Annotated in this window: 11 protein-coding genes; all 11 read right to left on the bottom strand. The window is 67.0% G+C overall.

Annotated elements, in window-relative coordinates; translation table 11 throughout:
• Positions 1-8 precede the first annotated feature (8 nt).
• Positions 9-1,094 carry a DUF4424 family protein gene (locus ACI7BZ_RS06135; RefSeq protein ID WP_414116301.1) on the bottom strand — a complete coding sequence of 362 codons (1,086 nt, stop codon included), beginning with the start codon at positions 1,092-1,094 and terminating at the stop codon, positions 9-11.
• Between the two features lie 244 nt (positions 1,095-1,338).
• A complete protein-coding gene (locus ACI7BZ_RS06130; protein WP_414116300.1) occupies positions 1,339-2,784 on the bottom strand; it encodes a tetratricopeptide repeat protein in 1,446 nt (481 codons plus the stop codon).
• Positions 2,785-2,908: 124 nt separating this feature from the next.
• On the bottom strand, positions 2,909-3,430 hold the full coding sequence (locus ACI7BZ_RS06125; RefSeq protein ID WP_414116299.1) for a hypothetical protein: 522 nt from the start codon (positions 3,428-3,430) through the stop codon (positions 2,909-2,911).
• Between the two features lie 33 nt (positions 3,431-3,463).
• Complete coding sequence (tssH, locus tag ACI7BZ_RS06120) at positions 3,464-6,139, bottom strand: type VI secretion system ATPase TssH (RefSeq protein WP_414116298.1); 2,676 nt, start codon at positions 6,137-6,139, stop codon at positions 3,464-3,466.
• 21 nt (positions 6,140-6,160) lie between these two features.
• Positions 6,161-7,192 carry a type VI secretion system baseplate subunit TssG gene (tssG, locus tag ACI7BZ_RS06115; protein WP_414116297.1) on the bottom strand — a complete coding sequence of 344 codons (1,032 nt, stop codon included), beginning with the start codon at positions 7,190-7,192 and terminating at the stop codon, positions 6,161-6,163.
• The gene (gene tssF, locus ACI7BZ_RS06110; protein WP_414116296.1) at positions 7,189-9,153 is read right to left on the bottom strand and encodes a type VI secretion system baseplate subunit TssF; all 1,965 of its coding nucleotides are present in this window, start codon (positions 9,151-9,153) and stop codon (positions 7,189-7,191) included. The genes tssG and tssF overlap by 4 nt, the downstream gene beginning before the upstream one ends.
• Positions 9,154-9,161: 8 nt before the next feature.
• Entirely contained in the window at positions 9,162-9,710 is a 549-nt protein-coding gene (tssE, locus tag ACI7BZ_RS06105) for a type VI secretion system baseplate subunit TssE (RefSeq protein WP_414116295.1), read from the bottom strand.
• A 404-nt stretch (positions 9,711-10,114) separates the two neighbouring features.
• On the bottom strand, positions 10,115-10,609 hold the full coding sequence (locus ACI7BZ_RS06100; RefSeq protein WP_414116294.1) for an Hcp family type VI secretion system effector: 495 nt from the start codon (positions 10,607-10,609) through the stop codon (positions 10,115-10,117).
• Between the two features lie 311 nt (positions 10,610-10,920).
• Positions 10,921-12,411: a type VI secretion system contractile sheath large subunit gene (gene tssC / locus ACI7BZ_RS06095; RefSeq protein ID WP_414116293.1), complete on the bottom strand. Its 1,491-nt coding sequence runs from the start codon at positions 12,409-12,411 to the stop codon at positions 10,921-10,923.
• Complete coding sequence (gene tssB / locus ACI7BZ_RS06090) at positions 12,411-12,947, bottom strand: type VI secretion system contractile sheath small subunit (protein ID WP_414116292.1); 537 nt, start codon at positions 12,945-12,947, stop codon at positions 12,411-12,413. The genes tssC and tssB overlap by 1 nt, the downstream gene beginning before the upstream one ends.
• Positions 12,948-13,177: 230 nt before the next feature.
• Complete coding sequence (locus ACI7BZ_RS06085; RefSeq protein WP_414116291.1) at positions 13,178-14,479, bottom strand: type VI secretion system protein TssA; 1,302 nt, start codon at positions 14,477-14,479, stop codon at positions 13,178-13,180.
• Between the last annotated feature and the right edge of the window lie 124 nt (positions 14,480-14,603).

The raw sequence follows: 14,603 nt of genomic DNA, 5'->3' as shown, positions 1-14,603 counted from the left end.
CGCACCCTTCAGCGCCCCGGACCGGCGATGGACGCCCCGGGGGCCGCCGCCTCCGGCTGGAGGAACAGGATGTCGAGATCGGCAACGGGGGTGAAGTCCGTCGCCTCGAACACCAGGGCGGTGGGCGACGCGGGCACCAGGCGCCCCGGCGCGCACAGGGCCGGCACCGCATCGGCGGCCGGCTTCTCGATGGTGAGGCGGAAGCGGCCGATGGGTCCCGCCCAGTTGGCGCCGGTGCGCAGCACATATTCGAGGGTGGAGGTCTTCATCCGCCGCCCCTCTGCGCCCGCGCGCGGCGCGGCGAGCCCGGCGCGGATGCGCTCGGCGGCGGCGGCATCCAGGCAATAGCGCCGCCCCAGCGCCTCCATGGCGCCCGGCGCGGCCAGCTGCGCCGCCGAAAGGAGGCCGGAGCCCGAGACCGGCACATAACGGTGCTGCACCTTCACCACCGATTTCGCCGGAAAGGTCTGCTGCCAGAAGAAGGTGGTGGCCACGTCCCACTGCACCGACAAAGGCTCGTCGCCGGACCAGACGGCGAGGCCGTTGCGGACATAGAACTCCCGCTTCTCCTTCGGCAGCCGGGCGAGGGCGGCGCGCGCCTGCTGCCGCACATAGGGGTTGAGGGGGATAGCGTCGGCCTTCAGCCGGTCGGTGATGTCCACCCCCAGGATGGAGGCGCGCTGCTCCACCTGCGGCGTCACGGGCTTGCCGTCCACGCTCACGGTGAAGCCGACGAAGTTCAAGGGGTCGTTCTCCCGCGGCAGCGCATCGGCGATGTCGGGATCGCCGGCGCGCAGCACCGGCAGCGGGAAGGCGACGAGGGTGGTGACGGGTGCGTCCCCCCCATTTTCGAACAGATAGGTGATTTCGACGGCGCCGACCGAGATCTTCAGGTCTTCCGACTTCATGGCGATGCCGGAATTCACGGTGAGCTGGAGCCCTCCGGCGCCCAGCACGGCGGTGCTGTCATTGGCCCGCGCCGGAGCCGCCCCGCAGGCCAGGCCGGCGAGCAGCGCCGCGGCGGCGCCGAAGATGCCGCGCCGCCAGCCGGCGAGGCCTGAAACACGCGGAACGGTTGGGCGAAGCGGGCACACGGCCGTCTCCGGGCTTGGTTTGCGGCATCCCCCCGGCTTGCGGAGAGGCCGCGAGGCGCCAGACAGCTTCGGGCATGGCCCCGGCCCCGCCAGAGCGCGATCCGATCCGCTTGCGGTGCAAGCTGATCGGCGGGGGCTCTAGAAAGGAACCATGGCCCACCGACGCGCAAGGCGTATCGGCTTCATCCCTACCACGGGCGCCCCCCAGCGGGGAGGGTTCAACATTTTTGGCGCAGCCGGGTCCTCAGGTGCGCGCCCGGCAGGCGACCACGAGGCCGCGCACCGGCTCCGCCCCCTCCATCCGCAGGTCCTCGGGGCGCAGCGCCGCGACGTCGAGACCTGCGGCGATGGCGGCGGCGTGCACATGGGACGGGGCATGGGCATAGCGGCCGTGGCCGGGATGGAGGCGAAAGGCCGGCGCGTCGGCCCCCTCCAGCGCCTCCACGGTGAAGACGAAGAGGCCGCCCTTGCGCAGCGCGCAGGCGGCGGCGGCCAGCACCGCGACAAGGTCGCCGAAGTAACACAAAGTGTCGGCGCAGACGATGAGGTCATAGGCGCCGGGCCGCGCCGCTATGGCCGCGGTGATCTCCGCCTTCTCAAGGTGATCATAGAGGCCGCGGGCCGCCGCCCGTTCCAGCATGCCGGCGGACAGATCCATGCCGTCGAGCCTTGCGGCATAGGGCTTCAGCAAAGGCGCGGCAAGGCCGGTGCCGCAGCCGGCATCCAGCACGGTGCGGGTGCCGTCGGGCGGCGGCAGGTGGCGCGCCACCTCGGCGGCGACCAGAGCGGGGGCGCGATACGCCAGCCGGCCGAGGGAGGCCTCGAAGGTTTCGGCGAAGGCATCGAACACGCCTTCCACATAAGCGTCGGCGGCGCGCGCCGGCACCGCCGCGCCGGTGAGGGCGGCGAAATGATGGCGCGCGGCGGGATCGTCCGGCGCCTCGGCGATCCAGCGCCGCGCCACATCGAGGGCGTCGGCGTGCCGGCCGGTTTCCACCAGAGCGTAGACCAGCAGCTTATAGGCCACGCCGCTGCCGTTGCCGGCCACCACCTGTTCCCAGAAATTGGCCACCGCCTCCTTCATCCGGCCCTGGCGGGTGAGCAGATCGCCCAGATTGAGGCGGGCGCCGGAGAAGGTGGGCTCCAGCTCCACGGCACGGCGCAGGCTCACCTCCGCCGCGGCATAGTCGCCCCGGGCCAAAGCGATGGCGCCCAGATTGTTGAGGGCTTCGGGAAAGTCCGGGCGCACCGCCAGCGCGCGGCGGTAATGCTCCTCGGCGGCGTCGATGTCGCCGGCCACCCGCATGAGAAGGCCCATATTGGCCAGCGCCTCGGGATAGGCCGGGGCACGGGCGAGGCATTCCCCATAGGCCACCGCGGCCTCCTCCGCGCGGTCCTCCCGCATCAGCAGGTTGCCGAGATTGTTCCAGGCCCCCGCATTCTCCGGCCGCAGCGCCACCGCGCGCCGCACCATGGCGATGCCGCCCGCCCCATCCCCCTGCCGCGCCTTGAGGATGCCGGCGAAATGCAGCGCATCGGGATGATCGGGAAAATGCTCCAGCACCTGGGCGAACACATTCTGCGCGCCGTCAAGATTGCCGGCACGCAGGAAGGCGACGCCGAGGGCGATGGCTTCGGCGGGGGTGGCGGGGGTGGGGGAGGTGGGGGAGGTGGGGGAGGTGGGATTCATTCTACACAACGCTACCAATCGGAGAATTGAGGCACCACTTGCGAGGCCACGCTAGAAATAACATCGCCGGTAGTTTAAATATTACATGCAATTGTCGATAGACAAATAGCATACATGTTTTATATTACGGCATCATACCTGATGCTTTTAGTTTATTAATGCGTTTTTCCTGCTCGATTAACTCATTAACCATTGGTTTCAAAAACGCCTCGACACGATCTACATCTATCGGCCCACCCCTTTTTGAAAGAGATGATATTATTTTTATTGTTTTTAGTTCCTGAATACCTACTAACCCATTTTTTGCAAATACGAAATATATAAACCCATCACTATCAATCATATACAGATCACCAGATCCGCTTGAGTCCAATTTCTTTAATGCACCATCGTATGAATTTAATGTAAAATATGCATAATCTTCTCCATATTTCATTTTTTCCGTCAGGAGTAGGTGCGTTGATAGCTTTTTTGTTAGATGATTCTCCTCTGGCATCATCTGAATATCAGCTGACGCCGACATAGCGGCGTTACTTGCCACCTCCAATCCCTTATTAGCGAGACTTGTAACAGTAACAACGGTGGCAAAAATTGGAATCCCGAGCGCTTTTGCCGCACCTTTTATCGTGCTTTCAATAACTGACATGGCGGTTTACCCTCGCGTTGTAGAGATATCTATTCACCCCACCCCATACACAAACCCGCCCTCGCCCATCCCTACCCGCGCTTCCTTCACCTCGCCCCCTTCCATCGCCACCTTCAGGAATTCCCGCGACAGCGCCGGCAAAAGCGTGTTGGTGATGATGTTGTCGATCATCCGCCCGCCGGAATCCGGGTCGTTGCACTGGGCCACGATGTGGGCCACCACCGCGTCGTCAAAGGTGAAGGCGGCCTTGTGGTTGTCGCGGATGCGCTTGCCGATGCGATTGAGCTGCAGGCGCACGATGCCGTCCAGCATGGCGGGCGAGAGCGGGTAATAGGGAATGGGCACCAGCCGGCCGATGAGGGCGGGCGGGAACACCTTCAGAAGCTCGGGCCGCAGGGCCGCCGCCAGGCCCTCCGCATCCGGCAGGTGGTCCGGGTTGCGGGCGAGGTCCATGATGAGGTCGGTCCCCACGTTGGAAGTGAGGATGATGAGGGTGTTCTTGAAGTCGATGCGCCGGCCGTTGCCGTCTTCCATGATGCCCTTGTCGAACACCTGGAAGAACAGTTCATGCACGTCCGGGTGGGCCTTTTCCACCTCGTCCAGCAGCACCACCGAATAGGGCTTGCGGCGCACCGCTTCGGTGAGGCGCCCGCCCTCCCCATAGCCCACATAGCCGGGGGGCGCGCCCTTCAGGGAGGACACCGTGTGCGCCTCCTGGAACTCGCTCATGTTGATGGTGATGATGTTCTGCTCACCGCCATAGAGCGCCTCCGCCAGCGCCAGCGCGGTCTCGGTCTTGCCCACGCCGGACGGGCCGCACAAAAGGAACACGCCGATGGGCTTGTTGGGGTTGTCCAGCTTGGCGCGGCTGGTCTCGATGCGCTTGGAAATCATCGCGAGGCCATGGCTCTGGCCGATCACCCGCCGGTTCAGAATCTGAGGCAGCCGGATGACGTTCTCGATCTCGTTGCGCACCATCCGGCCCACGGGAATGCCGGTCCAGTCGGAGATGACGGAAGCCACCGCCTGGGCGTCCACATAAGCGTAGATCATGCGCTTTTCAGCGGGGATGGCCTCGAGCGCGCCGGCCTTCTGCGCCAGCGCGTCTTGGGCTTCGGCCAACGCGGCGTCCGGCGCTTCCGCCGCCCCCTCTGCCGGTGCAGGTGCGGCCGCAAGGGTGGCGCGCAGCTGCGCCACCTCCTCCACCAGCGCCTTTTCGCTCGCCCATTCGGCCTCCAGCGCGGCAAGGTCGGCCGCCAGGCGCCCATGCTCGGCCGCGATCTCCGCCAGGCGCGCGGCGCTGTCGATGCCGAGGTCGCGATCGGCGAGGAGCGCCGCCTTCTCCTTGTCCAGGGCCTCCAGCGCCGCCCGCGCATCGGCGATGGCGGCGGGGATGGTGCTCTGGCTGATGGCGACGCGGGCGCAGGCGGTGTCCAGAAGGCTCACCGCCTTGTCGGGCAGCTGGCGGGCGGGCACATAGCGCTGCGACAGCTCCACCGCCGCCATCACCGCGGCATCGGAAATGCGCACCTTGTGGTGCGTCTCCATGGGGCCGATGACCCCGCGCAGCATCCGCGCGCAGCGCACGAGGTCCGGCTCGTCCACCTGCACCGGCTGGAAGCGGCGGGTGAGGGCCGGGTCCTTCTCGATATATTGGCGGTATTCCGACCAGGTGGTGGCGGCCACGGTGCGCAGGGTGCCGCGCGCCAGCGGCGGCTTCAGCAGGTTGGCGGCATCCCCCGTGCCCGCCGCGCCGCCGGCGCCGATGAGGGTGTGGGCCTCGTCGATGAACAGGATGATGGGCGTGGGCGAGGCCTGCACCTCGTCGATCACCGAGCGCAGGCGCTGCTCGAACTCGCCCTTCATGGAGGCGCCCGCCTGCATCAGGCCGATATCGAGGGCCAGCAGCCGCACCCCCTTCAGGGGCGGCGGCACGTCGCCCGCGGCGATGCGCTGGGCGAGGCCTTCCACCACCGCGGTCTTGCCCACCCCCGCCTCGCCGGTGAGGATGGGGTTGTTCTGCCGGCGGCGCAGCAGCACGTCGATGAGCTGGCGGATCTCCTCGTCGCGGCCCAGCACCGGGTCCATGCCGCCCTCCGCCGCCTTGGCGGTCAGGTCCTGGGAGAAGCGGTCGAGCGCGGTCTGGCCGCGCTGGGCAGGCGCGCCGGCGCCCCCGGCCCCGGGCGTGCCGGCGGCGACCAGCCCCGAGCCGTCCATGGGCCGCAGGGTCTCCTCCTCCGAACCCGACCACAAAGCGCGGTGCTCGGCCGCCACGGTGTCCGGGTTGAGCTTGGCGAATTCCGGCGAGAGCGCCACCAGCTCGCGCCGCAGCTCCTTGGACTTCAGCGCCCCCACCAGGAGATGGCCGGTGCGGATCTGGGTCTCGCCGAACGCCAGCGTCGCATAGTGCCAGCCGCGATCGAGGGCGTCGGTGACGGCGTCCGAAATGCCCGGCATCTCCGTCTCGTTGCGGCGGAAGCCGTCCACCACCCGGGCGATGTCGGCAAGAAGGCGCGCGCGCTCCACCTTGCTGCGGTCCAGGGTGAGGGTCAGGTCCACATTGTCCTTCTGCAGCAGGTGCAGCAGCCAGTGCGCCAGCTCCACCTTCCGGTTGCCCGCGCTCTTGGCGTGCCGCAGGGACTGGAAGAACGCCTCGTAGCCCACGCGATTGAGTTTTCCGGCAATGGCTTCGAGGCTGATATCCGCCATGTTCGTCCCCTGATGATGGTGTCAGGCAGCAGGCGCGCCGGACGGGTGCCCCCGGCCCGCACGCACCCTTTCCGCCAGATTGAAATGGGCGTCCGCGCGCTCCGCCCCTTCGGGCGCCGCCGCACGCGGGGCAAGCCAGGAGGTCCAGCCCAGAAGGCCCGACCGGCCGAGACGCGCCGCCGGCACCTCCCGTTCAGGAAGGGCCAGCTCCAGGTCCCAGTCCGTCGTCTCGCCGAGATAGAACAGCACGAGATCCGCCAGCGGCACGGCAAGGTCGCCGCGCGGCAGCAGGCGCTCGTATTCGGCAAGGTTGCGGGTGCTCACGCGGATGCGGATCTTGTCGCTGACGGTGAACACGCCGGAGCCGATCATGGCATCCGTGCCGAGGGTGGCGTTGGCGCGCCCCAGCCGGGTGCGGTCGGCCTCCTCCATGGTGAGGCGCGAGCCGACGAACTCCTCCACCCGCGCCGCAAGCCCGAGCACACCCGCCAGCAGGAATTCAAGCCGCACCGCCGATTTCGCTGCAGGGCCCATCAGGCCCGCATAGGCCAGCTTCTGGGCGTCCGGCACGGTGTCGAGCCCGCGGTAGAACGGGCGGCCGATGCCGATGACGCAGCCCACATAGTCGCCGAAGCGGTCCTCCTCCGGGCGCTCGTGCTGGGCGATGGGCCGCGCATCCGCCCAGGCGCGGAAGAACAGGGCAAGGAAACGGTGGTTGAAGATGTCGAGGAAGCGCGGATAGGCGTCGTCGCGCATCTCCACCCAGCCCAGAGCCTCGGCCGTGGTGGAGAGCGGCAGGGCGCCCTGCGGCCCGAGCAGGCCGAGGAAGCGCACCAGGATGTGGAAACGGCCGGCCTCGTCGCGCGTCACCGCCTCCAGGTTCGAGGCGGGGAAGGCCAGATAGGGGTTCTGTCCCAGCCGCAGGAATTCTTCCCGCAGGGCCGCGCTCTGGCCGATGCGGGGCTGGCTGGCATGCACCCGCTCCAGGCGGCGCAGCACGGTGAAGAAATCGAAGCGCCAGGGCTCGGCGGCCAGTTCCTGCGACCAGCTCACAGGGGCCTCCTGTGGCCGAGCCGCACCGGCCAGCGCATGATTTCCCCGCGCTCGACCGAGACGATCACCGTCTGGGTGAAAGTGTTGATGCCCACATATTCGGCAAAGAAGCGGTCCAGCACCGCGCCGAGCAGGAAGGCACCGGACCCTTCGAACGCCTTTTCATCGATGGTGACGGTGATTTCGAGCCCGCGGGCGACACCCACCCCGGTGTCCCGGCGCACCCGGCGCACCACGGGGCGGCTGTCCAGGGCGCGCACCCCGTCGATGCGCCGTTCGGCGGTGGCGTCCCGCAGGTTGGCGAAGAGCGTGAGAATTTCCCTTAAGGACTGGGCGTTGCGGCCCGCACCACGGCCAAGCAGGCCGAGATGGTTGAGGCTCAGCATGTTGATGAGCCGCCAGGTGACCGAGCCGGTGGAGGCGGTTTCCGAGCGCAGCCGCATGTAGCTCGCCACCGGCTCGCTGGGGCGGGTGGGGCCGGCGACGCAGCGCAGGGTGAGGCGCGTGTCGTCGAGCAGTTGGAAATCCGCGCCGCCGGCGCCCACGGGCAGCTGCTCCGTGAGGTGGCGGTTGGAGCACAGGGTCTTCAGGCCGAGCTCGAACACCCCGGGGTCGGTGTCCAGATTGCCGGTGTCGATGAGGCTGAGGTACATCTCCGTACCGGTATAATCGGACGCGCGGCCGTGGCGGCGCTCCTGTGCCGAGCGTCGGCGCGGCAGGCGGCGGACGGTGTAGAACAGCTTGGCCGGCGGAGCGTTGGGGTCCCTCGGCGCGGAATAGAGCGGCAGCACCGGCACCTTGTCGCTGCTGCCGGGATAATAAGCGAACACGTCCAGCACGCGGTGGGGCTCCAGGTCCAGCGGCCGGCTGCGGTCCGGCACCACCTGATATTCGTGCTGGCTGGACTTCACCGGAATGCGGTCGGTGGTCTTCTCGAACAAGTTCACCGCGGGCGCGGCATAAAGGCTGAAGGCCTCGCGCGTCACCGCCGGCGCGAGGCGCGGGCTGCTCTCCGAAAAGGTGATGATGATCTCGAAGGACTTGGCATGGATGCGGGGCAGCACCTTGTCCAGGCGCTCCAGCCGGAAGCCGAGATACTTGCGCGGGAAAAGGAAATAGTCCTTCAGCAGGGTGAAGCCGTGGAAGATGCGGGTGTCGGGCGGCGCCAGCGCATCGTCCTCGCCCAGGCCCGGCTGGCTGACGGCGCTCGCGTCCACCTCGAACACCACCGGATCGCCGAAGGCATCCAGATGGCGCACGAACACGCGGCGCCGATGGCCGAACATCTGCTCATAGATGGCGGCGCCGTCCGCCTCGGCGCCGGTGAGGTAGATGTCAAGCTCGCGCAGGCGGCAGGCATCGGCGAAGAATTCGGGCTTCTGGCGGGCGTCCGCGTCGCTGATCTCGTCCTCGCGCCGGGGCGCCATCCGGGTGGTGAAGCTGAGGCGCAGGCCAGCACGGTCGCGGGCTTCGGCCGGCAGGCCCAAAGCGTGCAGGGGGCCGGTGGCCGGGAAATATTCCGCGGCCAGAAGGTCGAGCGGCCACAGCGTGATGGCGCTGCGCAGCGCGTAGCGGCAGGCGATGCGGCGGTCCCGCTCCACAAAGGTGGCGTCCAGATAGGCCCCGGCAGGGATGCGCCGGCCCTCCATGAGGGCGGGATCGCCATAGAGCGGGTCCACCGCCACGATCATGGCCGAGGCGTGCGGGGCGAGGAAGCCGGGAACCAGCTGCTCCAGCAGGTTCGAGGTGAATTCCGGGAACTCGTGCCGCAGCTTGAGCTGGACCCGCGCGGCGAGAAAGGCGGCGCCCTGGAGCAGGCCGAGGATGGCCGGGTCGGACGGCTCGTTGACGAGGCCGCCCAGGCGATCGGCGATGCCGGGATATTCCTCCGCAAACTCCCGGGCGTGCTCCTTGAGCAGCCGGAGTTCCTGGTCGTAATGCTCGAGGAATTCGCGATCCATGGGGGCGGTTACACCGGGCTGACGAGGATTTTTCCGCTGTCGAGAGCGATGTCGGCGAGGAATTCCACCTCGGCCGTCTGCTCGTTGAGGATCATGTCCGCGCTGATGAGGAAGCGGACCTTCAGCTCGTTCTTCTCCACGCTGGTGTCCTGCCGCACATCCAGGGAGTGGGCGAGGATTCGGGGCTCGAAGCAGCGCAGGGCGGTTTCGATCTCGCCCACCACGTCGGCAACCCCCTCCTCGTCGATGGTGCGATGGACCACGTCCGGTATGCCGAAATTGAGGATGGAGCGCGCCACCTCCTCGACCCCCTCCAGATCCTCGGCGGAGGCGAGGTTCACGGTGTTGAGGAGCGTCTCCACGTCGCGCACGATTTCCGCACGCAGCACCGTCTCGTTGATGGCGGCGCGGGCGGCGGCGCGGCGGCCGGTGATGACGCGCATGCCGGAGGCGTCGCGCTCGTCCAGCGCCGTGCGCGCATCCCGTGCGGAAAATGCGGTGCGGAAGGCGTGCATGAACGGCATGCCGAGGCGGAGCTGGTCGCGGGGCTGCCTCATTGCGCCTTTCTCCCTGGAATGTCTTGCGCGGCACAGGCCGCACATGCGGCTGGGCCATAGCGCGGGCGGCACGGTGCAGGCCCTGCCAAGGTTCTTGACGGGCGACTGAAACGTTGCAAGATTCCCCTGTCGTTTCCCCGCAGCGACACGTGACCCCGCTCTGCCCCGCCGCATTCCCGCCCCGAAGACAGACCTGCGGCAGAGCGATGTTTCGGAAAGCACCCCGGCGTATTCCTCCGGGTGAGCGAGCCCTCGGGCTGAGGCCAGCCCCGGCGCGAAGGCTTTCGCCGAATTGCGCATCAACGGCAAAGCCGGGCCGCGCAAGTTGACTCAGGCAAGGAAAACCGAAGTCGAATCCAGCGCCTGCCCGCCTCCCCGGTGCAACCGGGCACCGGCTGGCAGCGTCAGACTTCCTTGCTTTCCTTCAGGTTCCAGCCGTATTCGTTGCCTTCACCCTTGGAGCCGCTCTCCGTCTGCGACTTGTAGTGGGCCTTGTACTCGGCAAAGCTGAAAGAGATATTCTCGGTGAAGACACCGCCGCTGCCCCCACCGCCGAAGCTCATGTTGGTGACAAAGATCTCCTTGAACTCGATCTTGTAATAGATCATCGCCTTGCCATCGCCACCGGTCTTCGGCAGCTCGAAGATGCCCTTGGCGAAATGCTTGCCCTTCAGCAGGAATTGCGCAATGGGCGTGCTGGAAAGGTCTACCTGCTTGGTGATGGTGAAGTTGTTCACATGCCCGCGGGTGGCGCCGGAGCCCGTTCCCGCGTGCGGGTTGCTCGGGTTGTCCATGCCCCAGCTCCAGGACAGGACGTCAATCCAGTCCTTGTGCTCGGAATCCTGGCATTCGCCCTTCACGCCCTCGATCTTCAGAAACCCGACGCCATTGCCTGCCATCGACCGCCTCCATCGCCCCAACCTGCGGTACCAGAACCGCGATCTGCCCGCTCGGCCCGGGTTTCGGGCCGCAGGCCTTGCCTGAGCGGGCACCAGACCGGTCGCGACCCCGCAATCGCAACCTTCGGCAAAGGGCGCCCGGCCCGGGGCAAGCTCAGAAATCCGTCCATGCCCGCGGCGTGCACCCTGCCCGGGCGCACGACGGCGGGCCAATCCTTCCCCTGAAGGGGTCGCTCCGCTGACACCGCGGTGCGGTCATGGCGCGTTCCACGCCCCGGACGGACCGGCCGCCCGCCCGCCCGCCCGCCGCATCAGGAGGTGGGCGGGCGCAGGCGGGACACGAGGCTGAGGCTCACATCCATGCCTTCAAGCTGGAAGTGCGGGCGCAAGTGGAAGCTCGCGCTGTAATAGCCCGGGTTCTCCTCATCCGCGCGAACCGTCACCCGCGCCGCCGAGAGAGGCTTTCGCGCCTTCTGCAGCTCCGTGGAGATTTCGGGATTGGGGTCCACATAGAGCGTGATCCATTCCTGAAGCCACCGCTCCAGCTGCTCGCGCTCCATGGTCGAGCCGATCTTGTCCCGCACCATGCACTTCAGATAATGGGCAAACCGCGAAACCGCGAACATATAGGGCAGGCGCGAGGACATGTTGTCCGAAGCGGTCTGCTCCACATCGTCGAATTTGTGCGGCCGGTAGACCGATTGCGCGCCGATGAAGGCGGCCTTGTCCGTATTCTTGCGGTGGATGATGGGAATGAGGCCCGACTTCGCCAGTTCCGCCTCGCGCCGGTCGCTGATGGCGATCTCGGTGGGGCACTTCAGGTCCACGCCGCCGTCATCGGTGGGGAAGGTGTGGGTCGGCAGGTTCACCACCGCACCGCCCGATTCCACGCCGCGAATGCGCGTGCACCAGCCATACTCCTTGAAAGCGCGGTTGATGTTCACGCCCATGGCATAGGCCGCGTTCATCCAGGCATAATTCTGCCCCGAGTGGCCGTCCGTCTCCTCCTCGAAGGCGAATTCCTCTACCGGCTCGGTCTTGGAGCCATAGGGCACGCGGGAGAGCACGCGGGGCATGCACAGGCCGAGATAGCGCGCGTCGTGCGAATCCCGCAGGCTCTTCCAGGCCGCATAGGCCGGCGTGTCGAACACCTTGGAAAGGTCGCGCGGATTGGTCAGCTCGGTCCAGCTGTCGAGACCCAGCAGGGTCGGCTCGGCGGCGGCGAACAGCGGGGCATGGGCGGCAGAGGCGATGCGGCTCAGGTCCCGCATGAGCTGCACGTCCACCGGCAGGTGATTGAAAGTATAGTCGCAGATAAGACAGCCATAGGGCTCGCCGCCCAGCTGGCCGAACTCATGCTCGTACACCCGCTTGAACAACGGGCTCTGGTCCCACTTCGCGCCCGGGTAGGTGCGCAGGTTGCGGTAGAGCTCCATCTTGGAGACATTCATGACGCGGATCTTCAGGTTCGCGTCGGTCTCCGAATTGTAGACCAGGTAATGCAGCCCCCGCCACGCGCTCTCGATCTGCTGAAACTCCGGCGCGTGCAGGATCTCATTGACCTGCTCGGTGAGCTTGCGATCGATCCGGGCAATGATTTCCTCGATGGTGTCGAGGACATCTTCCTTGATGACGCTGGTATCCTGCAACGCCTCGCTGACCAGGGTGGAAACGGCGTTCTCCACCTCGGTCGCATCGCGCTCGGTGCGCGGCTTGAAGCTCTGTTTCAGCAGCGCCTCGAACTCGCCCACACCGGCTTCCGTGGCAGGCGCGGCCTGCTCGCGGCTCAGCTCCACGCTCATCAGCCCTGCTCCTTCGGCGGTTCTTCGGCCGCGTCGCCGGACGAGGCGGGGCGCGCGCTGAGGGCGCGCATCAGGTCCTTGTCGGCCAGCAGCTTCTTCAGCGCATCCTCCGCCGGCACCTTGCCATCCATGTAGCGCAGGAGATTGGCCAGCTGGGTGCGCGCCTCGAGCAGGCGGGCGAGGGCGGGAACCTGGCGCGCCACTTGGGCCGGCCCGAAATCGTCCATGCTCTTGAACGTGAGCTTCACCGGAAGCTGGTCGCCCGGCGCATCCGTGAGCTTGTTGTCCACGCGGAAGGTCACCGCCGGCTCGACGGCCGCCATACGGCGCTCGAAATTGTCCATGTCGATATCGAGGAACGCGCGCTCGGCCACGTCCGGCTTCTCGACCGCCGACGCATTGCCCGAGAGGTCCGCCATCACGCCCATCACGAAGGGAATCTCGACGAGCCGGTTGGCGTCGTAGGGATCCTCGTAGGTGATATGGACGCGCGGCTTGCGGTTCCTCGAGATGAATTTCTGACCGCTGTCGGACACCGTCGAGCCCCCATCAACACGTGCGGGGCGGATCGTAATCCAGAAACCGAGTATTGCAAGGGCGCTGCACCACAAATCAGCCCCAGCCGACGCAGTTGCGGAAGATATAATCCAATTGAGTTAGCTATATTGCAATGTGATTGTATGCCTACAACATATTTGTAGTATGCCGATGGAGCTTATGACACACGTGGCTGCCGCGGCGCGGCCCGCAGCCTGGGCCTTGCGCATCACGCGTCGCCGCGCATCGCCCGCAACGCCGATTCCGTGAACATGTCCTTGAGAAGGGCGGAGAAATCCCGTCCGGCCAGGTCCCGTGCCCGGGTCACCAGCAGCGGCACCGGGTTTGACGGCTCGGCCGCGCGCAGGAAGGCCGCCACCTGGTCGAGCAGGCGCAGCGCCTCCGCCCGGCCCTCCACCGCGGGCACCTCGGCCACATCCTCCCCCGGTTCCTCCGCGTCCCAGCCCCGGTCCCCCAAGCTCGTGGCGAGATGGTCGAGGGGGAGACGGAACGTATTGGATGCAAAGCCGATTTCTGCGCGCCCCGCATGGTCGGGCACCACCAGCCGCAACACCTCGTGGAACGGCTTGCCCATGAGCTGGCGCGCAAACCGCACCACCACCAGGGCCGGGCTGGAGGGTTCGCGCTGCTCGAAATAGGCCTCCACCGCCCGCAGCGCGACAACGGCCTGGGCCCGGCTGGCCACCGCCGCCGCGGCGGCAGGCGCGCGGGTGGCCTCGCCGCCCTCTCCCTCCGGTGTCGCGTCATCCTCGGCGGAGGTCACCACGGCGGGCTCGATGCGGGCGATCTGCACATCGAGAAACCGCGCGATTTCCGCACCCGCTCCCTTAAGCCATTGCAGATGAACACGATTGTCGTGACCGCCGCCGCCGAGGCTCGCCGCGTCGATGCGTTCCACCGCATCCACCACAGCGGCGAACACCGCACGGCGGGCGCGCAGATCGTTCACGTCCATGTCCAGGAACGCCCGCTCGATGCTGTCGGCTTCCATCACCGGCTCGCCCTCGCGGGGGGCGATGCTGCCCGTGGCGATCTGGACCATACGGTAGGTGATGGTGCCGAAGCGCCGGCCTTCGGCAATGGGAAGATGCTGCAGGGGCAGGATCACCTGGGGCAGGTCGTCCAGGGTCATCAGGGTGGCGATCCGCAGGTCCAGCCGGCCGCCTTCGGCCTGGGGATGCACCTGCTCCCACCGGGCGGCGAGGATGGCGGCGATGACATTGAGGGCGTTGGCAAATTCCGCAATGTCCCGGTTCAGCACCGCGAGCTTGGCATAGACCACCAGCAGGCGCAGGTCCCTGGTGCGGAGCGACAGGGAGCGGACCGTGTCCAGTTCCTGGCGGAAGTCGATGTCGCCGCGCTTGAAGGTAAAGAAGGACCTGGGCAGCACACCCTCGATGCGGGCCAGGAAGCCCGAGAAATCGAGGTCGAACGTGGCGTCCAGGTCCGGGCCGCAAGGCTCCTGCGCCGATATGGGCTCGCAAAAAGCCCCTGCGTCCAGCAATGCCATCAGCGCCCCCCGAAGTGCTGCATCGGTGTGGGGAGGCTTGCTTTGATTACCGCCCAAGGTCAATACTGCGGAAGATCCTCGTGAGCGGGCATCGCAGGCTCATCGGGTCGAAGTGTTCCATTTC

Origin of the sequence: Xanthobacter sp. AM11 (genome assembly GCF_047444035.1) — a bacterium.
Taxonomy (GTDB): Bacteria; Pseudomonadota; Alphaproteobacteria; order Rhizobiales; family Xanthobacteraceae; genus Xanthobacter.
The sequence above is the reverse complement of the archived record's forward strand: the minus strand, read 5'-3'. Positions and strand labels throughout refer to the sequence as shown.

Excerpts from the sequence above, each read along its gene's own strand:
- tssF (WP_414116296.1), bottom strand. The coding sequence starts at position 9,153 with ATGGATCGCGAATTCCTCGAGCATTACGACCAGGAACTCCGGCTGCTC.
- ACI7BZ_RS06100 (WP_414116294.1), bottom strand. The coding sequence starts at position 10,609 with ATGGCAGGCAATGGCGTCGGGTTTCTGAAGATCGAGGGCGTGAAGGGC.
- ACI7BZ_RS06085 (WP_414116291.1), bottom strand. The coding sequence starts at position 14,479 with ATGGCATTGCTGGACGCAGGGGCTTTTTGCGAGCCCATATCGGCGCAG.
- ACI7BZ_RS06125 (WP_414116299.1), bottom strand. The coding sequence starts at position 3,430 with ATGTCAGTTATTGAAAGCACGATAAAAGGTGCGGCAAAAGCGCTCGGG.
- tssE (WP_414116295.1), bottom strand. The coding sequence starts at position 9,710 with ATGAGGCAGCCCCGCGACCAGCTCCGCCTCGGCATGCCGTTCATGCAC.
- ACI7BZ_RS06130 (WP_414116300.1), bottom strand. The coding sequence starts at position 2,784 with ATGAATCCCACCTCCCCCACCTCCCCCACCTCCCCCACCCCCGCCACC.
- tssH (WP_414116298.1), bottom strand. The coding sequence starts at position 6,139 with ATGGCGGATATCAGCCTCGAAGCCATTGCCGGAAAACTCAATCGCGTG.
- tssC (WP_414116293.1), bottom strand. The coding sequence starts at position 12,411 with ATGAGCGTGGAGCTGAGCCGCGAGCAGGCCGCGCCTGCCACGGAAGCC.